At 39.3% G+C, this 20,096-nt stretch carries 18 protein-coding genes and 1 pseudogene; 16 read left to right on the top strand and 3 right to left on the bottom strand.

The window, feature by feature from the left end:
• Positions 1 to 11: 11 nt before the first annotated feature.
• From kdsA to NNJ85_RS00310, 11 genes are all read left to right on the top strand, one after another.
• Positions 12 to 848, top strand: a complete 837-nt coding sequence (gene kdsA / locus NNJ85_RS00360; protein ID WP_254472671.1) for a 3-deoxy-8-phosphooctulonate synthase — start codon at positions 12 to 14, stop codon at positions 846 to 848.
• A 75-nt stretch (positions 849 to 923) separates the two neighbouring features.
• Positions 924 to 2,192, top strand: coding sequence for a phosphopyruvate hydratase (gene eno / locus NNJ85_RS00355; protein ID WP_254472669.1), 1,269 nt, complete (start codon positions 924 to 926; stop codon positions 2,190 to 2,192).
• Positions 2,193 to 2,306: 114 nt separating this feature from the next.
• Positions 2,307 to 2,714: a TM2 domain-containing protein gene (locus NNJ85_RS00350; RefSeq protein WP_254472667.1), complete on the top strand. Its 408-nt coding sequence runs from the start codon at positions 2,307 to 2,309 to the stop codon at positions 2,712 to 2,714.
• A gap of 195 nt (positions 2,715 to 2,909) precedes the next feature.
• Positions 2,910 to 3,167 (top strand): NINE protein, encoded by a 258-nt coding sequence (locus tag NNJ85_RS00345; protein ID WP_254472665.1) that lies wholly within the window; start codon positions 2,910 to 2,912, stop codon positions 3,165 to 3,167.
• A 267-nt stretch (positions 3,168 to 3,434) separates the two neighbouring features.
• Positions 3,435 to 3,746, top strand: a complete 312-nt coding sequence (locus NNJ85_RS00340; protein ID WP_254472664.1) for a septum formation initiator family protein — start codon at positions 3,435 to 3,437, stop codon at positions 3,744 to 3,746.
• 135 nt (positions 3,747 to 3,881) lie between these two features.
• Entirely contained in the window at positions 3,882 to 4,922 is a 1,041-nt protein-coding gene (gene pdhA / locus NNJ85_RS00335) for a pyruvate dehydrogenase (acetyl-transferring) E1 component subunit alpha (protein WP_254472663.1), read from the top strand.
• 16 nt (positions 4,923 to 4,938) lie between these two features.
• Entirely contained in the window at positions 4,939 to 6,303 is a 1,365-nt protein-coding gene (locus tag NNJ85_RS00330) for a pyruvate dehydrogenase complex E1 component subunit beta (RefSeq protein WP_254472662.1), read from the top strand.
• Between the two features lie 14 nt (positions 6,304 to 6,317).
• Positions 6,318 to 7,661 (top strand): pyruvate dehydrogenase complex dihydrolipoamide acetyltransferase, encoded by a 1,344-nt coding sequence (locus tag NNJ85_RS00325; protein ID WP_254472661.1) that lies wholly within the window; start codon positions 6,318 to 6,320, stop codon positions 7,659 to 7,661.
• A gap of 219 nt (positions 7,662 to 7,880) precedes the next feature.
• Positions 7,881 to 9,341, top strand: a complete 1,461-nt coding sequence (gene lpdA / locus NNJ85_RS00320) for a dihydrolipoyl dehydrogenase (protein WP_254472660.1) — start codon at positions 7,881 to 7,883, stop codon at positions 9,339 to 9,341.
• Positions 9,342 to 9,409: 68 nt separating this feature from the next.
• Positions 9,410 to 10,372: a lipoyl synthase gene (lipA, locus tag NNJ85_RS00315; protein ID WP_254472659.1), complete on the top strand. Its 963-nt coding sequence runs from the start codon at positions 9,410 to 9,412 to the stop codon at positions 10,370 to 10,372.
• 2 nt (positions 10,373 to 10,374) lie between these two features.
• Entirely contained in the window at positions 10,375 to 10,836 is a 462-nt protein-coding gene (locus NNJ85_RS00310) for a type II toxin-antitoxin system RatA family toxin (RefSeq protein WP_254473856.1), read from the top strand.
• A 194-nt stretch (positions 10,837 to 11,030) separates the two neighbouring features.
• On the opposite strand, the gene NNJ85_RS00305 is transcribed toward NNJ85_RS00310, so the two are convergent.
• From NNJ85_RS00305 to rirA, 3 genes are read right to left on the bottom strand one after another with little or no spacing between them, the layout of a single operon-like run.
• Entirely contained in the window at positions 11,031 to 11,519 is a 489-nt protein-coding gene (locus NNJ85_RS00305; RefSeq protein ID WP_254472657.1) for a CinA family protein, read from the bottom strand.
• The gene (locus NNJ85_RS00300) at positions 11,516 to 12,706 is read right to left on the bottom strand and encodes a bifunctional 2-C-methyl-D-erythritol 4-phosphate cytidylyltransferase/2-C-methyl-D-erythritol 2,4-cyclodiphosphate synthase (RefSeq protein ID WP_256480972.1); all 1,191 of its coding nucleotides are present in this window, start codon (positions 12,704 to 12,706) and stop codon (positions 11,516 to 11,518) included. The genes NNJ85_RS00305 and NNJ85_RS00300 overlap by 4 nt, the downstream gene beginning before the upstream one ends.
• 30 nt (positions 12,707 to 12,736) lie before the next feature.
• Positions 12,737 to 13,171 carry an iron-responsive transcriptional regulator RirA gene (gene rirA / locus NNJ85_RS00295; protein WP_254472655.1) on the bottom strand — a complete coding sequence of 145 codons (435 nt, stop codon included), beginning with the start codon at positions 13,169 to 13,171 and terminating at the stop codon, positions 12,737 to 12,739.
• Positions 13,172 to 13,352: 181 nt separating this feature from the next.
• On the opposite strand from rirA, the gene NNJ85_RS00290 reads away from it, so the two are divergent.
• From NNJ85_RS00290 to clpP, 5 genes and pseudogenes are all read left to right on the top strand, one after another.
• Positions 13,353 to 15,617 carry a PAS domain-containing sensor histidine kinase gene (locus NNJ85_RS00290; RefSeq protein WP_254473852.1) on the top strand — a complete coding sequence of 755 codons (2,265 nt, stop codon included), beginning with the start codon at positions 13,353 to 13,355 and terminating at the stop codon, positions 15,615 to 15,617.
• Position 15,618: 1 nt separating this feature from the next.
• Positions 15,619 to 16,977: a sigma-54 dependent transcriptional regulator gene (locus tag NNJ85_RS00285; protein WP_254472653.1), complete on the top strand. Its 1,359-nt coding sequence runs from the start codon at positions 15,619 to 15,621 to the stop codon at positions 16,975 to 16,977.
• A gap of 4 nt (positions 16,978 to 16,981) precedes the next feature.
• Positions 16,982 to 18,358, top strand: coding sequence for a Trk system potassium transporter TrkA (trkA, locus tag NNJ85_RS00280; RefSeq protein WP_254472652.1), 1,377 nt, complete (start codon positions 16,982 to 16,984; stop codon positions 18,356 to 18,358).
• Positions 18,359 to 18,368: 10 nt separating this feature from the next.
• Positions 18,369 to 19,166 (top strand): annotated as a pseudogene (locus NNJ85_RS00275) (hypothetical protein).
• A 147-nt stretch (positions 19,167 to 19,313) separates the two neighbouring features.
• Positions 19,314 to 19,946 (top strand): ATP-dependent Clp endopeptidase proteolytic subunit ClpP, encoded by a 633-nt coding sequence (gene clpP / locus NNJ85_RS00270; protein ID WP_005773677.1) that lies wholly within the window; start codon positions 19,314 to 19,316, stop codon positions 19,944 to 19,946.
• The last annotated feature ends 150 nt before the right edge of the window (positions 19,947 to 20,096 follow it).

Below are 20,096 nucleotides of genomic sequence, written 5' to 3'. Positions count from 1 at the left end.
TGAGGGATAAAATGACAAAACCAAATGCGCGTGTAAAAGTTGGAAATGTTATTTTTTCAAATGAAATTCCCCTTTCATTAATTGCAGGGCCGTGTCAGATGGAAAGTCGCGATCATGCTTTTGAAATGGCTGGTCGTATTAAAACAATTGCCGATCAGCTTGGTATCGGATTTGTTTATAAATCAAGTTATGATAAAGCCAACCGCACCTCTTTGAGTGCAGCACGGGGCATTGGTCTTGAAAAAGCAATGGTCATTTTCTCTGATTTAAAAAAAGAGTTTGATTGTCCCATATTGACTGATGTGCATACCGAAGAGCAATGTACAATGGTTTCTTCTACGGTTGATATTTTACAAATACCTGCTTTTTTATGTCGTCAAACAGATCTTTTGATTGCTGCCGCCAAAACAGGGTGTGTTATTAATATTAAAAAAGGGCAGTTTTTAGCGCCGTGGGATATGGAGAATGTTTTAAAAAAGGTTGTTTACAGTGGTAATCCAAATGTTATGCTTTGCGAGCGCGGCACATCGTTTGGCTATAACCGACTTATTTCGGATATGCGTTCGTTGCCTATTTTACGTTCATTTGGGGCACCTGTTATTTTTGATGCAACGCATTCCGTTCAGGAACCTGGAGGGCAGGGGGCGTCATCTGGAGGACAGCGTCAATTTGTTGAAGTTTTAGCGCGTGCAGCTGTTGCTGTTGGGGTTGCCGGTATTTTTTTAGAAACACATCAAGATCCAGATCATGCACCTTCTGATGGTCCCAATATGGTTAAAATTGATGATTTACAAAGATTGCTTGAGACTCTAATGAAATTTGATCATTTGTCAAAGAAGTTGAATTAAGAAGAGAAAAAATATTTCATGAATAGGACATTAGAGATGAATCGCGACTTTTATTTATTGGATAAGGAAACATAGATGACGATCATTGTCGATATCCTTGGACGTGAAGTTCTTGATAGCCGTGGTAATCCAACGGTAGAAGTTGATGTTCATTTGGAAAATGGCGCTTTTGGTCGCGCGCTGGTTCCTTCAGGAGCTTCAACAGGGGCACATGAGGCTGTAGAGCTTCGTGATGGTGGTCCGCGATATCAAGGGAAAGGTGTTGAAAAAGCGGTTGCTGCAGTCAATGGCGAAATTCTTGAAGAACTTGGTGGGCGGGATGCAAGAGACCAAATCGCTATTGATCAAGCAATGATTACTTTGGATGGAACGCCAAACAAAGCCCGTCTTGGTGCTAATGCACTTCTTGGTGTTTCATTGGCTGTTGCAAGAGCCGCCGCAAACTCATTGAATTTACCCTTGTATCGTTATATTGGTGGACCGCAAGCGCATATTCTTCCAACACCTATGATGAATATTATTAATGGTGGGGTTCATGCTGATAACTTGATTGATTTTCAAGAATTTATGATTATTCCGGTAGGAGCCCCTACCGTGAGAGAGGCCATCCGTTATGGTGCTGAAATTTTCCATACGTTGAAAAAGCGTTTAAAAGATGCGGGATATAATACCAATGTTGGTGATGAAGGTGGTTTTGCACCTCAGTTTAAAAGTGCAGACCAAGCAATTGATTTTATTATGGAATCCATCATAACATGTGGCTATAAACCAGGTGCGCAAATTGCCATTGGTTTAGACTGTGCTTCTACTGAGTTTTATAAAAATGGTTCATATTTTTATAAAGGTGAGGGAAAATGTCGTGACATCCAAGAACAAGCCGATTATTTGGCGCACCTTGTGAAAAGTTATCCTATTGTTACCATTGAAGATGGAATGGCAGAGGATGATTGGGAAGGTTGGAAGCTTCTTACTGATACAATTGGAGAAAAATGTCAGCTTGTGGGCGATGATTTATTTGTTACTCATTCAGAGCGTTTGCGTGAGGGGATCAAGATGGGGGTAGGCAATTCTATTCTCATAAAAGTTAATCAAATTGGGACATTGAGTGAAACACTTGATGCTGTAGAAACAGCACATAAAGCGGGTTATCGTGCCATTATATCTCATCGCTCAGGCGAAACAGAGGATTCTTTCATTGCCGATCTTGCGGTTGCAACGAATTGTGGACAAATTAAAACAGGCTCTCTTGCACGTTCGGATAGATTAGCAAAATACAATCAACTTATTCGTATTGAAGAAATGCTAGGGGGCCAAGCGCGTTATGCTGGTGATGTATATCGTTGATTGTTGTGAGCACGAAATATGAAAGTATAAGATCATTTAGATTATGAAATTGAGAGGTCTTATCAAAGGTATAAAGCAATTATTTTATAGGCATTTAAATTTATAGGGATTAAGATGAGAGGTATAATTATTAGTCAAGATCAAGGAACGTATCTCGTTTCGGGTGATGATGGTAGGCGTTATCAGTTTGCGACTTGGGATTGGTTGGGAAAGAAAACACCGAGGATTGGTGATACCGTTGATTTTGTCTGTGAAGGAGGTGTAGTCAGTTCTGTTTTTCCATTGTTGAGATCAGGTACAGAGAACTCAAGGGTAATGTTTGCACTCCTTTGTTGGTGTGCAGGTATTTTTGGTGTCCATCGTTTTATGGTGGGAAGAGTTCGGACGGGTGTTTTAATGCTTTTTTTATCTTTATCGGTTGTTGGATTGATGATTACTGGTATTTGGGCAATTGTTGATTTCATACTCATTCTTGCTGGAAAATTTACGGATAAAAATGGGAATCAAATTACAGATCTGTAAATTTTTTATAATAAAGAGCAGATAGTTGAGGTCGCTTTTTATTTTTATAAACATATTAAGTTCATCATGCCAAATTATTGTACTCTATTTCTTTAATGTGAGATATTAAGAAAAATATGCACAGTTAAGTAAAAGTATTGCAAAAGACTGTGCTATTTTATATGGGTAAAACAACGATGTAAATCAACGTTGGGATTGGTTAGGGAAAAAACACCAAAGGTAGGGGATATCGTTGGTTTTGTATATGAAGGTAATGTTGTTAAATCTGTTCTCCCTCTTTCAAATCGCAAAACATTAGAACAATCAAGGTTGGCTTTGGCAATTTTGTGTTTTTGTTTTGGTGCATTTGGGTCTCATCGCTTCGTAGCAGATAAATTGGGAACGTGGCTTGCAATGCTTCTTATAACTACGTTGACTATGGGTTTTGGAGCTCTTTTGATAACTATACCTTGAGTATTGATTGATTTTATAGTCATTTTAACAGGAAATTTTAGGGACAAAGATGGGTGTAAAATCACAAATTAGTGAATATCCAATTTGTAATATAAACTGTCATAATAAAGTGAGTCATTCAGCTCACTTTGATTGTATTAAGAGGAGGGATAAATTGGTGATAACAAATTTTTTGCGCGTGTAGATTAAGTAATGAGGTGTTAATCAGAATCGTGCATAGTTAGGCAACATATTCAGAAATTTTTGCTGTAGAGGCTGTGCTATTTTATGTGGACAAAGCAGAAACGTCGATCAATCAAAGTACGCTTTGTACTACCTCTTATGACGGTGGGTGTTTTAAGTTATTTCAGTTACCATATTTATCATGGTGAGTATGGATTGTATTCACGCAGTGAAGTTAATCAGTATATTAGCGAATTAGAAAAGGAGCTTCATAAAATAGAAGCTGAGCGGGAATTCATTGAAAAACGTATTTCTCTTTTACGTAATGGACATATTGAAAAGGATATGTTGGATGAGTCTGTCCGAAAGAATTTAAACTTTTCTAAGCCAAATGAATTGACAATCTTAATGCCTTGAAATGATACCAAAGGCAAATAAAAAACCGCTTAATTTAAACGACAATCAGCGATGATATTGTTTAAGCCGATTGATAAGGCTTGTAACTTTTGTTCGTAAAGGTTATTCCTAAATAATCATAAAAGGGAGTTTAATATGGCAGAACGATTTAAAAAAAATTCTGCGTCGGTGGCGCGCACTGCATTATCAAGCACCATAAAGAAAGCACCAATAGCAAATTTTACAAAAGAGGAAGAAATAGATGCCTATCGTGAAATGCTTTTAATTCGCCGTTTTGAAGAAAAAGCAGGGCAACTTTATGGTATGGGGCTTATTGGAGGATTTTGTCATCTTTACATTGGACAGGAAGCTGTTGTTATTGGAACATTAAAGGCAACAAAAGAAGGTGATCAGGTTATTACGTCTTACCGTGATCATGGCCATATGTTAGCCGTTGGGATGAGTCCGCGGGGCGTTATGGCAGAATTAACAGGACGCCAGGGGGGATTTTCCAAAGGCAAAGGTGGCTCGATGCATATGTTCTCTAAAGAAAAGAACTTTTATGGTGGACATGGTATTGTTGGCGCGCAGGTTCCCATAGGTTCAGGCTTGGCATTTTCGAATCAATATCTTGGTAAAGATAATGTGACATTGGTTTATTTTGGTGATGGCGCTGCAAATCAGGGGCAGGTTTACGAAAGTTTTAATATGGCTTCACTTTGGAAGTTGCCCGTTGTTTATATTATTGAAAACAATCAGTATGCTATGGGAACATCCGTTTCACGTGCATCTGCAGAAACTGATTTTTCTCGTCGTGGTCTTTCTTTTGAAATTCCAGGTATTGTTGTTGACGGTATGGATGTTCGATCCGTAAAAGGGGCTGCTGATGAAGCAATTTCTTGGACTCGTTCGGGTAAAGGGCCGATCATTCTTGATATACAGACCTATCGTTATCGTGGTCATTCTATGTCTGATCCAGCAAAATATCGCTCTAAAGAAGAAGTCCAAAAAATAAAAGAGGAATACGATCCGATTGATCAAGTAAAAAGTCGGATTCTTAAACAAAATTGGGCGAACGAAGACGATTTAAAGTCTATTGAAAAAGAAGTTCGTGCCATTGTTGCTGATGCGGCAGATTTTGCACAAAGTGATCAAGAGCCAGATGCTTCTGAGCTCTATACGGATATTTTAGTTTGATGCGAGGGAAGCAAATATGTCTATTGATATTTTGATGCCGACGCTTTCACCAACCATGGAAGAAGGTAAGCTGTCTAAATGGCTCAAGAAAGAAGGTGATAAGGTTAGCTCTGGCGATGTTATTGCTGAAATTGAAACAGATAAGGCGACAATGGAAGTAGAGGCTGTTGATGAAGGTACGCTTGGTAAAATTTTTGTGTCTGAAGGTTCTGAAGGTGTAAAGGTTAATAGTGTTATTGCAGTTTTGTTAGAAGAAGGTGAGCGTGCTGAAGATATTTCGCATCCTACTAATACAGCACAAAAAACTGAAGTGTCCTGTCCTTCTCTTCCTTCATCAGTTCCGCAATCTCTTACTTTTGCACCGCCTCCTGATTTTGATATTCCAGCGGGAACAGAAATGGTGACAATGACAGTTCGTGAAGCGCTTAATCAGGCTTTAGCTGAAGAAATGCGGCGTGATGAAAAGGTTTTTCTCATGGGGGAAGAAGTTGCGCAATATCAAGGAGCCTATAAGGTTAGCCAAGGGTTGTTGGAAGAATTCGGGGAACGGCGCGTTATTGATACCCCAATTACAGAACACGGTTTTGCTGGGTTGGCTGTTGGTGCTGCTTTTGGAGGGTTACGTCCCATTGTCGAGTTTATGACATTTAATTTTGCCATGCAGGCAATGGATCAAATTATTAACTCAGCAGCAAAAACACGTTATATGTCTGGTGGACAAATGACGGCTCCTATGGTTTTCCGTGGTCCCAATGGTGCAGCTGCTCGTGTTGGTGCTCAACATTCTCAATGCTATGCTGCATGGTATAGTCATATCCCAGGTTTGAAAGTTGTCATGCCTTATAGTGCTGCAGATGCAAAAGGTTTGCTAAAAGCGGCTATTCGTGATGATAACCCTGTTATTTTCCTTGAAAATGAAATTTTGTACGGGCATCAATTTGAGGTCCCTCAACTTGATGATTTTATTTTGCCTATTGGGCGGGCACGACTTCATAAGTCTGGACAAGATGTGACGATTGTTGCTTGTGGGATTGGTATGTATTACGCTGTTCAAGCATTACCAGAAATTGAAAAACTTGGTATTGACGTTGAATTAATTGATTTACGAACCATTCGTCCAATGGATCTTCCGACAATTCTTTCTTCCGTTAAAAAAACAGGTCGTTTGGTAACAATTGAAGAGGGTTTCCCTCAGTCATCTGTAGGAACTGAAATAGCAACGCGTGTTATGCAACAGGCTTTTGACTATCTTGATGCACCAATTGCAACGATTTCTGGCAAAGATGTTCCAATGCCTTATGCGGCTAATCTTGAGAAGTTGGCTTTGCCTGATACTGCTGAAATTATTGAGGCCGTTAAGGCTGTGACATACAGAGCATAACGGAGGAAAGTACAATGCCCATTAAAATTACAATGCCAGCGCTTTCCCCTACGATGGAAGAGGGAAATTTAACAAAATGGAATATTAAGGAAGGCGATAAGGTTTCCTCTGGGGATGTTATTGCTGAAATTGAGACGGATAAAGCGACGATGGAAGTCGAGGCCGTTGATGAGGGGACAGTTGCTAAAATTGTTGTTCCTGCCGGAACACAAGGTGTTAAAGTGAATTCTTTGATTGTTGTTTTAGCAGAAGAGGGTGAAGATTTAGCTGAAGCTGCAAAAGTTGCAGAAGAGACTTCTTCTTCTATAAGACAAGAACTAAAGGGCGAAAAACAAGCAGGTTCTCTGAAGCAGACGGACACAAAGGGGATAAAAATGTCTCATGAATCATTCGCTCAGCAATTAATACAGCAAGATAAAGAGGGGGCTCGTCTTTTTGCCTCTCCCTTAGCGCGGCGGTTAGCTTCTCAGGCAGGTCTTGACTTATCCCTTATTTCTGGAAGTGGTCCCCATGGACGTATTATCAAGCGCGATGTAGAAAAAGCTATGAGCGGGGATATCTCTCAAGCTTCTTATCCGTCATCAATCGGCGAGCTGATTGCAGTAGGTGATTCTGACAAACAGGTATTGCAACTCTTCAAAGAGAATGAATATCTCTTCACACCCCATGATAATATGCGTAAAACGATCGCTACACGTTTGGTGGAATCAAAGCAAAAAGTTCCACATTTCTATGTGACCGTAGATTGTGAACTTGATGCGCTATTAGCGTTGCGGACACAATTGAATGCTGCAGCACCAATGGTTAAGACACTGGAAGAAGCTAAGCCTACTTATAAGCTTTCTGTTAATGATATGGTGATCAAAGCGGTTGCACTTTCTTTGAAAGCGGTTCCTGATGCGAATGTCTCTTGGCTTGAAGGCGGAATGCTTCATCATAAACATTGTGATGTTGGGGTTGCTGTTTCTGTTCCCAATGGGTTAATTACGCCGATTATTCGCCATGCAGAAGAAAAACCATTATCGCTTATTTCCAAAGAGATGAAGGATTTTGCAAAGCGTGCGCGTGAGCGCAAGTTAAAAATGGAAGAATATCAGGGGGGAACAACAGCTGTATCAAATATGGGGATGTATGGTGTGAAAAGTTTTTCTGCTATCCTTAATCCACCCCATGCGACGATTTTTGCGATTGGTGCAGGAGAGCAACGCGCTGTTGTTAAAAATGGTGCATTAGCCGTTGCGACAGTTATGTCGGTTACACTTTCTGTTGATCATCGCGCTGTCGATGGTGCTTTAGCGGCAGAGCTTGCGCGGACCTTTAAGAAGATAATTGAAAATCCATTAGCAATGTTGGTTTGAATGACCGCTCTTTACGTAAATTATGAAAGGGTATGTTAAGAGAGTGGAAGCAAATTTAAAAAGTTTGAAGATCAATGCTATTGCTGTTTCTGGTTTGGGTAAAGCATTGATGTGAAGCGTAGAATAAAAAACATAAGCCGATTTTATGATGTTGATTTTCAATCTTAAGTTTAAAAGTGCATATCCATTTTATATATATATGTCCATGGAGGAATGACTGTGACAAATCTTTATGATGTAATTGTAATTGGATCAGGTCCAGGCGGATATGTAACCGCAATTCGTGCCGCGCAGTGTGGCTTTAAGACTGCAATTGTTGAGCGTGAACACTTGGGAGGGATTTGTTTAAATTGGGGGTGTATTCCAACAAAGGCCCTTTTACGTTCGGCGGAAATGAAACATTTTGCTGAACATGCGAAAGAGTATGGACTCAAAATTAATGGTTCAATTGAAGCAAACATCAAAGATGTTGTGACACGTTCACGCGGCGTTTCAGCCCGTTTAAATGCTGGTGTTGGTTTTTTAATGAAAAAAAACAAGATTGACATTATTTGGGGTGAAGCAAAGCTTACGAAAGAAGCGAAGGCAAACCAACCTGCGGAAATTATAGTTTCTTCATCCTCCAAACCGGTTATGCAACCGCAAAATCCAATTCCTAAAGGAACATTAGGGAAGGGGACTTATCAAGCAAAGCATATCATTATTGCAACGGGTGCACGTCCTCGTGTCCTTCCTGGTATTGAGCCAGATGGAAAGCTCATTTGGACTTATTTTGAAGCTATGATACCGACAGAAATACCGAAGTCGCTTTTGGTTATAGGATCTGGGGCTATTGGTATTGAATTTGCTTCCTTTTATCGTGATATGGGGGCTGAGGTCACTGTTGTTGAAATGATGTCTCACATCATGCCCGCTGAAGATATTGAAATTTCAACATTTGCTCGTAAACAGTTAGAAAAAAAAGGTTTACGTATTCTTTGCCAAGCAAAAGTAACAAAGGTTGAAAAAGCTTCCAATTCTGTGACAATACATATTGATGTTCAGGGAAAAACAGAAACAATGACTGTTGACCGAGTGATTTCCGCTGTTGGGGTACAGGGTAATATTGAGAATCTTGGCTTAGAAGTGTTGGGTATAAAAACGGATCGTGGGTGTATTGTAACTGATGAGTGGAGTTGGACAGGAGTTGCAGGTATTTATGCTATCGGTGATGTGGCAGGTCCTCCTATGTTAGCTCATAAAGCAGAAGAAGAAGGCGTGATATGTATTGAACATCTTGCTAGTTTAAAGAGTGTTCATCCGCTTGATAAGAAAAAAATTCCAGGGTGCACCTATTGCACACCGCAAGTTGCGTCTGTAGGGCTTTCAGAAGCAGAAGCAAAAGAAGCGGGGTATGATATACGTATTGGCCGTTATTCTTTTTCCGCAAATGGCAAGGCAATTTCTTTGGGTGAAGATCAGGGGTTAGTAAAAACGGTTTTTAATAAAAAAACAGGACAGCTTCTTGGCGCCCATATGGTAGGGGCTGAGGTAACAGAATTGATACAGGGTTTTGTTATTGCTATGAATCTTGAAACAACAGAGGAAGAATTGATGCATACTGTCTTTCCACATCCGACCTTATCGGAAATGATGAAAGAAAGTGTACTGGATGCTTATGGTAAAGTTTTAAACGCTTGATGATTTGGTTTGTGTGAAAGATTTTATATTTTTCATTACTCCTTCGTATTTATAAGGCAAAGGCTTAAATGGTTACGGTTGTTGATAGAGTTACGAATAGACGTTTGCGTCATCCTGAAAAGGCCCATCGTCCGGATACAAGCGTTCAGAAAAAGCCAGATTGGATTCGTGTAAAAGCGCCAACATCACCGATCTATAAGGAAACACATGGTATTGTACGCACCCATAAATTAGTGACTGTCTGTGAAGAAGCAGGTTGTCCTAATATCGGCGAATGTTGGAGCCAACGGCATGCCAGCTTTATGATTTTAGGGGAGATATGTACGCGTGCGTGTGCTTTTTGTAACGTTGCAACAGGCATTCCGCTTGCTGTTGATGATAATGAGCCAGAACGTGTTGCTGATGCTGTTGCACGGATGGAATTAAAGCATGTCGTCATTACATCGGTTGATCGCGATGATCTTGCGGATGGTGGCGCTGAGCATTTTGCAAAAGTTATTTATGCGATTCGTCGAAAAGCGCCTAAAACAACAATTGAAGTTCTTACACCTGATTTTCGTCATAAGGATGGTGCTTTGGAAATTATTGTTGCTGCTAAGCCTGATGTTTTTAATCATAACTTAGAAACAGTTCCTTCTAAATATTTAAAGGTTCGTCCAGGAGCACGTTATTTTCATTCAATTCGTCTATTACAACGTGTTAAAGAACTTGATCCAACAATTTTTACAAAATCGGGAATTATGGTTGGCCTTGGGGAGGAACGAAATGAAATTCTGCAATTGATGGATGATTTACGCTCTGCTGATGTGGACTTTATGACAATTGGACAATATTTACAGCCTACGCGAAAACATCATCCCGTTATTCGTTTTGTGCCTCCTGAAGAGTTTGAATCTTTTGCCAAAATTGGTAAAGTAAAAGGTTTTTTACATATGGCTTCCAATCCTCTGACGCGTTCATCTCATCATGCAGGAGATGATTTTGCTATTTTGCAAAAAGCGCGTGATGAAAAATTTGCCTTACAGAGATAATGATGCCAACTTTTTCAACTCATCGGCAAGTTGCCCATAGTGCTCGTGAAATGTTTGATCTTGTGTCAGATATTGAACGTTATCCTGAGTTTTTACCCATGTGTGAGGCTTTAATAATACGTTCTCGCAAAGAATGTGAGGAAAAGACATTGCTTCTTGCAGATATGACTGTTGGCTATAAGGTTATTCGAGAAACGTTTACGACCCAAGTTTTTCTTCAGCCAAAGAAAGGTTTGATAGAGGTTAACTATATTGATGGTCCATTTAAATATCTTGAAAATCGTTGGTTTTTTCATAATATTGAAAATACCAATGCATGTAATGTAGAGTTTTTTATTGATTATGAATTTAAAAGTAAAATACTCGGACGTTTGATGGGCTCCATGTTTGATATTGCATTTCGTAAATTTACCGATGCTTTTGAGAAGCGTGCCCATCAGATTTATGGTTCTGCGGTCACATAATCTATACCGTTATTTTTTAACAATACCCATTGCTGCTTATGAAGGCGTAAAGATGAAAATCGATGTCCATTTTTATAATTTTTTCTTTTTTAGGGGCACATCTTTTAAACAGAGCGTCACAATATTATTAGACAAGATATGGATGATTATGGACTCCAATGTAGAATAGAGAGTTTTGAAATTGGTGTGGAAATTCAGTGAAGTCGTTCCAGAATCATTTGAAAAGCATTTTCAACAGTTGCATGGCGGATAGCCTTACGATCAAGATGACCAAAGTGCATTTCTTTGTACAGGGGGGAATGATTTTTGTAAGCAACGGCAAAATGCACAAGTCCTACAGGTTTGTTCAGACTTGCACCTCCTGGACCTGCAATTCCTGTTACAGAAACCGCAATGTCAGCTTGTGAGTGTTTTAATCCGCCCTCAGCCATTGCAAGAGCAACTTCTTTTGAAACGGCACCATAGGTTTCTATAAGTTTAGCACACACGCTAACAAGGCGTGTTTTGGATTCATTTGAATAGACAACAAATCCACAATCGAGAACATCTGATGATCCTGCAATATTTGTAAGGCTTGCAGCAATGAGCCCTCCTGTACAAGATTCTACAGTTGTTAAAAGTAACCCCTTTTGGCGACAGGTATTAAGAACTTCACACGCTTGTTTTTCGCAAAAATATGTCATTTGAGAATTTCTCCTGGATAAATAATACTTGCTGTTGCCAAAGCCGCAATGCCTTCACCACGACCAATAAATCCAAGCTTTTCGTTCGTTGTTGCTTTGATGGAAATTCGATCGGATGAAATTGTGAGAATGCGCATAAGATTTTCCATCATTGTTTGACGATAGGGACCAATTTTAGGTTCTTCAGCGATCAAGGTGATATCCACATTAGCAATACGACCACCCGCTTGTGTAACAATATCAAGAGCATGACGAAGAAAGGTTTCTGATGATACATTTTTCCATTGAGGATCAGAGGGAGGAAAATGTGTACCGATATCTCCTGCACCTTGAGTTGCAAGAAGAGCATCTGTTAATGCATGAAGAGCAACATCTGCATCGGAATGTCCATTTAATTTTTTATGAAAAGGAATTTTTATACCACATAATATAAGACAATCTCCTTTTTCGAAAGAATGAACATCATAACCATTGCCAGTACGGATATCAGGAAACATTTGCATTTTTTTCTGGAGATATAAATGAGCAGTATCAAAATCCTTGTGCCATGTAATTTTTATATTATGAGGATCACCTAGAACAGTAAGCATAGGAATCCCAAACCATTCGGCAATTGCACAATCATCAGTGAAGTCTTCTTTACAAACTTTTTTTGCTTGTTTATGGGCCGCTAAGATATGTTCAAAGGGAAAACACTGTGGTGTTTGTGCACTATAAAGATGGATACGGGGAATTGTTTCTAAAACATGCTGATGATTGACGCGTTTAAGGGTATCAGAAATGGGGAGAACAGGAAGAACACCTTCTTGAGGCGTGATAGTATTATGAATGTTATCAAGAAGCTTCTTTTCGATAAAGGGACGTGCACCATCATGAATATGCACATATTGGGGATTGAATTTTTTAAGTGCCTGAAGTCCATGTAAGGTAGAGATTTGACGTGTATTGCCTCCTTCAACGATAATGAGACGTTCTTTAAATTCGGCGAGTGCTTGTTCACAGATTTGATGGTCTTCTGGATGAATAACGAGAATAATTGTTGTGATCGCTGGATGCTGCGAAAAACAATGGACGGTATGATAAATGATCGGCTTTTGTCCTAGAAGCCGATATTGTTTTGGAATTTCATGGGGAGATCCTGCTCTTTCACCACGTCCAGCGGCTAATATGATTGCTGCAATAGAAATACTGAAATCTCCTTATGTTATAACTTTAGTTTATGATTCATTCATTTTTAAATGATTTTGAAAAGATGATCGTTTTAGATCAGCAAGGGATACCACGGATAACACCTCAAAAAAAGCATTTAATGCTTTTTGAAGTGCGATATTTAAACCACAAAAATCGATCAATGGACAATTGGGTTCTACAGTATCAAAACATTCTGCGAGAGAAAAGTTATCTTCTGTTACTTTTAAAACATCAGCAACAGAAATCTCTGCTGCGGGTTTAGCCAATTTAACACCACCATTGCGTCCACGCACTGTTTGTATAAAACCTGCTTGAACAAGCGGTTGAAGGATTTTAAATAAAAAAAGTTCTGAAACGGCATATGTTTTAGCAATTTCTTGAACACGACAGAGTGATCCCTGATTATCTGCACAATACATGAGCATTCGAAGAGCATAATTTGTTTGTCTTGTTAATCGCATCTCATTTCCTTTGTAAAGTAAAGTATCGTCGAACGCAGTTTATTTTAAAGATATTTTGCAAAATGCAGAAGTCCTTTCTTATTGACTATATTTGCTCTATTTTAAATAGAGTATTACTATTGTCAATTTTTGTCATAAAAGGTTATATGAGAATGATGGGATAAGGGTCTTTCAGCTTATGGTGGATGTAACATCTGTGACGAATCTTCAAGACATCGATAAAAATACTTATAACGATGAGTTGTATCGTTTAAGTAAGGTGTATATCTTTTTAGGGATTGCAATTATTGTATTGGCTTTACTTACAGCCTCTGTTTCGTTTATTATTCTTATTGGATTGACTCCTGTTGTTCCGAGTAGAACAGTAACCCTTATTCTTATAGGGATTAATAGTTTTTGGGTTTTAGGGCTTGTTGTCATCGTTTTTTATGAGATGATTCCCATCATTCGTGCTTGGCGTTCAAGGCGTGCAGGTTCGCGTCTTCATGTGCGCCTTATTTCATTGTTTGCACTTGTTGCAACCATGCCAGCTGTTGCTGTCGCCCTTGTGTCAGGTCCAGCACTAAATTTAGGGCTTGATCGATGGTTTGATACAACAACGCGGCAAATTGTAGGTTCTTCTATTGATTTAGCAAATGCTTATGCAGATGAAATGCTTCAAAATTTAAAAAATTTATCCTACGCGATGGCATTTGCTCTTGATAACAAAAAACTTTTAGAGCGTAATCCCGCTGAATATCGGATGCAATTAACGCGTCATGCTCTAGGACGCAATTTGCGTGGTGCATTTTTGTTAAGTTCTAGCGGAACTATTTTTGTATCGAGTGCTCTTGGTGATGAGGATAAACTCCCAATTCCTCCGTCCAATCTTATTGAGCGTGCAACCAGTGCGAGACCTTTTTCTTTTCAACCAGGCGTTCATGATTATTTTGGTATTATTTTAAAATTTAACAATATTCCAAACACATTTTTATATTTGGTGCGTGACGTTGATAAAGGTGTTTTATCGGCTTTGCGTTTAACAGAAGTTAACACAGATCGTTATCGTGATTTAAATGAAAACCGCCTGCTGACACAAATTGCATTTGGTATGCTTTATTTATGTCTTTTTTTTAGTTTATTCTTATCAGCCATTTGGGCAGCTATTGCTGTTGCTGATCGATTAGTTCGGCCTATTCGTCTTCTCATTAGTGCGGCTGATGATGTTGCATCTGGAAATATGGAAATTTTTGTACCAGTACGAGCAAAAGATGGAGATATTGGGCAATTATCCAAAACTTTTAATTACATGGTCAGTGAATTGAAAAGTCGGCGCAATGAGTTGATTGCAGTGCGTGATCAAATTGACGAGAGACGGCGTTTTTCTGAAGCTGTGTTATCGGGTGTAACAGCGGGAGTCGCAGGGATCGATGATAATGGTGATATTACAATTGTCAATCGGTCTATTGAAACGATGTTTGATATTCGCTTTGAACAGGTTGTTGGACAAAGTCTTTTATCTTTAAGTGCTGAAATTTGGCATGTTTTTCAGTTTGCGCGTTCATTGGGCCGTAAAAATCATCGTGAGCAGGTCACTTTAAACGTTGCAGGAAAGGAGCGCGTCTGTAATGTCCAAGTTACGATGGAAGAAGATGATGGACAGGGACAATCTTGGGTGCTAACAATTGATGATATTACAGACCTCGTTGCAGCGCAACGGACAGCGGCATGGGCGGATATTGCGCGGCGGATTGCGCACGAAATTAAAAATCCCCTCACACCTATTCAGTTATCGGCTGAACGTATTCGTAAACGTTATAACAAAGTTATTATACAAGATAGAGAGGTTTTTGAGCGGTGTATTGACACAATCATTCGCCAAGTTGGAGATATTGGGCGTATGGTTGATGAGTTTTCTTCTTTTGCACGTATGCCAAAACCACAAATGCATGTTTTAGATATACGTGAATTATTGCGTGAAGCATGTTTCTTGATAGAAGTGACGCGACATGATATTCAATTTGAGCAAGACTTAGGAAATCTCCCCCTTATAGGTGCATTTGATAATCGTCTTATTGTCCAGGCTTTTTGCAACGTTATCAAAAATGCGAGCGAATCCATCGATTCGATTATGCGAGAGGAAAATATTCACGGTCATATTCTTGTCCGTTCTTATCGTCAAGAAGAATGGGTGGTTGTGGATGTTGTTGATAACGGGAAAGGACTTCCTAAAGAGCAAAGACAAAAGTTATTAGAACCCTATATAACAACACGGGAGAAAGGAACAGGACTAGGCCTAGCCATTGTGCGGAAAGTTATTGAAGATCACGGAGGCTCTATGGAGCTCCATGATGCACCGGAGAGTTTTTATGAAGGTCGTGGTGCGATGATCCGTTTGATATTTCCCTCAGATGGGGGGAAGCAGGGTAGTATTATACAAGCCATAAATCATAAGATAGGGGAATAGTATGGTATCAGATATCTTGATTGTTGATGATGAAGCAGATATTCGTGAGCTTGTTGCTGGTATTTTAGATGATGAAGGTTATGAAACGCGTATTGCTTGTAACTCTGATGAAGCCTTAGCTCAAATTAGTGAACGTATTCCAAAGCTCATTTTTTTAGATATTTGGTTACAGGGGAGTCGCCTTGATGGTTTAGCACTGCTTGATGAAATTAAAACACAATATCCAGCTCTTCCGGTGGTTATGATCTCTGGTCATGGTAATATTGAGACTGCTGTTTCAGCTATAAAGCGTGGGGCCTATGATTTCATTGAAAAACCTTTTAAAGCTGATAGACTTGTATTGGTTGCAGAAAGAACACTTGAAAACTCAAATTTAAAACGTGAGCTTTCAGAATTGCGAAAACGTTCAAATGAGACATTGGAGCTGCTGGGAAAATCAACCGTTATAAGAAATTTGCGTCACATCATAGAAAAAGTAGCGCCAACCAATAGTCGCATCATGATAACAGGTCCTTCAGGGGCGGGAAAAGAGACAGTTGCCCGAACGATTCATGCGCTCTCAACACGTTCGAATGGGCCATTTGTTACAATAAATGCAGCAACGATTACGCCGGACAGAATGGAAATAGAGTTGTTTGGCAGCGAAATGGAGGGAAGAGAGCGCAAGATCGGTGCTTTAGAGGAAGCCCATGGTGGGATACTCTATCTTGATGAAATTGCTGATATGCCGCGTGAAACTCAAGGTAAGATTCTACGGGTGTTAACGGGGCAGACATTTGAGAGAGTTGGTGGTACAAAACGTGTTAAGGTGGATGTTCGTATCATTTCTTCAACAGCGCAAAATCTTGAAAATCTCATTTCTGACGGGCGCTTTAGAGAAGATCTTTTCCACCGCCTTTCTGTTGTTCCTATCACTGTTCCACCTCTTTCAGCCCGTCGTGAAGATATTCCAGAACTTGTGCATTATTTTGTAAAAACAATATCACAGCAGGTTGGAATTAAGCCACGTGAAATCAGTGATGATGTGATCGCTATTTTGCAAACACATGCTTGGCCGGGTAATGTACGGCAATTACGCAATAATATTGAGCGTCTTCTTATTCTTGTGCGGGATGGTGATGGTCCTATAACAGTGGATTTTCTTCCTAGTGAAGTGAGTGATCCTTTGCCACGTCTTCAAATGGATTCTGATGAAAGTATAATGGATTTACCATTGCGTGAAGCACGAGAATTGTTTGAAAAGAGATATTTAGTGGCGCAGATTGGGCGTTTGGGTGGAAACATATCGCGTACTGCTGAATTTATAGGCATGGAGCGTTCAGCTTTACACCGTAAGCTAAAAGCACTTGGAGTTTCTTAAAACAATGCGTGTTATTATTTGCGGTGCAGGACAGGTTGGTTATGGAATAGCAGAGCGTCTTGCTGCTGAAAATCACGATGTTACTGTTATTGATATTGAAACCAGGTTAATTGAAAAAATTCGCGATACATTGGATGTGAGAGGTTTTGTTGGTCACGGTTCTCGTCCTGAAGTTCTTTTGGCTGCAGATGCAGACAAAGCTGATATGTTGATTGCTGTCACTTTGTTTGATGAAGTGAATATGGTCGCTTGTCAGGTCGCTCATTCATTATTTGATGTTCCCACAAAAATTGCTCGTATTCGCTCACAATCCTATTTAGAACCCCGCTATAAGACGCTTTTTTCCAGAGAGAATATTCCCATTGATGTGGTTATTTCGCCAGAAGTTGAAGTCGGGGAAATGGTTTTACGTCGTATTGCTCTGCCTGGTGCAATAGATGTTCTTTATTTTTGTAATGATGATATTGTTGCGCTCGCTTTGGAGTGTATGGAAGATTGTCCCGTTATTAATACACCTTTGCGTCAATTAACAGAGCTTTTCCCAGATCTTCACACGACGGTTACCGCTATTAAACGTGGTTCGGAATTATTGATTGCACATTCAGAAACGCAATTACGCGTTGGTGATATAACCTATCTTGTTGTTGCTCGTGAGCAGATGCGTCGTGCTGTTGGGCTTTTTGGTCATAAAGAACAAGATGCCCACCGCATGATTATTGCAGGAGGCGGGCATATTGGCCTTTATGTTGCTCAGGCGATTGAAAAGCGTCTCCATAAATTAAAATTAAAGATTATAGAATCGCAGAGAGAAAGAGCCCTCACAATTGCTGATCAGCTTGAAAAAACAACTGTTTTATATGGTAACGTGTTAGATCCAGTCATTCTTCAAGATGCGGGAATTGATCAGGCCGATTTAATGATTACATTGACCAATCAGGATCAGGTTAATCTCTTAAGTGCTATCATTGCGAAAAGATTGGGCTGTAAAGCTAATATGGTGTTGATTAATAATGTTGCTTATCAAGAGTTTAGCCGCGCTGTTGGTGTGGATGCCTATCTTAATCCCCATAGCGTTACAATATCGAAAATTTTGCAACAAATGCGCCGTGGGCGTATTCGTTCTGTTCATTCAGTTTTTAATGGCCGAGCAGAAATTATTGAAGCTGAAGTGATGCAAACATCTTCATTGGTTGGTAAATCATTATCAGAGCTTAATTTATCAAATGGTTTGAGAATTGGAGCAATTTATCGTAATAAGACAATTATACAACTCTCAGCAGAGACGCGTATTTTGTCTGGTGATAGAATAGTGATTTTTGCTCTTGCTGATAGAGTTCGTGATGTTGAACAACTTTTTCGCGTAAGTTTGGAATATTTTTGATATATTATTGATAGATATTTGTACTTTTTGGTATAGCGGACAGTTAAGATTGGTGGATAGGCTTTGTTTGTCCTCAATGGTTAAAACTGGACAGCGCGTTAAGCTTTTTAGTTATGATAAAGAAATAGACAATCTCCCTGCTGGTGTTGAGTAGCATAAAGCCGAATCAATTTTATCACGTTTAGCAATTTATCGCCTTGATCCCCATTTTTCTGATGATAAACCAGGATGTAAATTGTTCAGTTTTCGGATTTTTTTCGTGTTATGCTGATGAAATATCAACAAGGTGTGTGGTTAGGATACAGATGTTTATCTCGTTAGACAGTTTCATCCAGATGCGAATAAGGTTTGGTTGGCAAGAGAAAATAAAAGAAGAGTAGGTGTTTCTGCCCTTTATTTTCCTCCAGATAACCCTATTATAAAAGTGTTTGAAGATTATTGGGCAGGCACAGAAATGATTCCTCATTGGCTTGGGTTTAAGCGTCGTGTTTGGAGACCATTCTGGTTAAAGAGAAAAAAAATCTAATTTTACCGGGAAATCTTGGCGTTACGATATTGGGAATGACGGTATTTCACGGTTAGCAAAACAATATGTTTTTTTTCACGAGGCAAAGGAAAAGGAAACTTTTTATTATTGGACTGGGCGAAAAACTGAGCACATCTTTGAACCAGCTTTTGGCGTAAGACCGCTTACAGATTCACGCTTGATAGGATTTCATATTCACAGAAAGACCAAAGACCTCAGGAAAGAAGTTTTTATCATTGGGCAGTTTCTCGCATTCCTGAGGCTCATAATTTGTTTAGGTAGAGTTATTATCGCTATTTTAACCATTGGGATTTTAATCTATCCTAAAGGGCTCTTGATTGTCGCTTGCACAAGAGAGTAATATTAGCCTATGGATAAAAATATTGAATGTGTAAAAAGCGATTGTTATATGACAAGGAAAGTAAAAATATGAGTGATCCAATGAAAACAGCATTAAGCCTTGTTCCTATGGTGATTGAGCAAACCAATCGTGGTGAACGGGCTTATGATATTTTTTCCCGTCTTTTAAAGGAGCGGATTATTTTTATTAATGGTCCTGTTGAAGATGGTATGGCAATGCTTGTTTGTGCACAATTACTTTTCTTGGAAGCGGAAAATCCTAAAAAAGAAATTAGTCTTTATATTAATTCGCCAGGGGGTGTCGTGACATCTGGTATGGCTATTTATGATACTATGCAATTTATTCGCCCTCCTGTTTCTACGCTTTGCATGGGGCAGGCGGCATCTATGGGATCATTATTGCTCACAGCTGGAGCAAAAGGTCATCGTTTTACATTGCCAAATGCGCGTATTATGGTGCATCAGCCATCTGGTGGTTTTCAAGGTCAAGCTTCAGATATTGAGCGACATGCACAAGATATTATAAAGATGAAACGGCGTTTAAATGAAATTTATGTTCAACATACAGGTCAGGATTATGAGGTTATTGAGAGAACGCTTGATCGCGATCATTTTATGACAGCAGAAGAAGCAAAAGCGTTTGGTTTAGTTGATGATGTTATACAGTATCGTGCAGAAACTGAAAAAGAAGAAAAAGATTAAGAATTTTTATAGAAAAAACAGCTACTTTAATTGAAGATTTTTGTAAAGAGTATCGCAAAAAGTTAAGAGAAACACCTAAAAATATTGAGACATCCATGGTTTTCTATATGTCTTTTAGTTTTCATGATGAAAAGCTTCCTTTGAAAAGGC

Source organism: Bartonella sp. B1098, from assembly GCF_944896145.1.
Classification (GTDB): domain Bacteria; phylum Pseudomonadota; class Alphaproteobacteria; order Rhizobiales; family Rhizobiaceae; genus Bartonella.
Note: the sequence above shows the minus strand (reverse complement) of the source record. Positions and strands in the feature narration are given on the sequence as shown.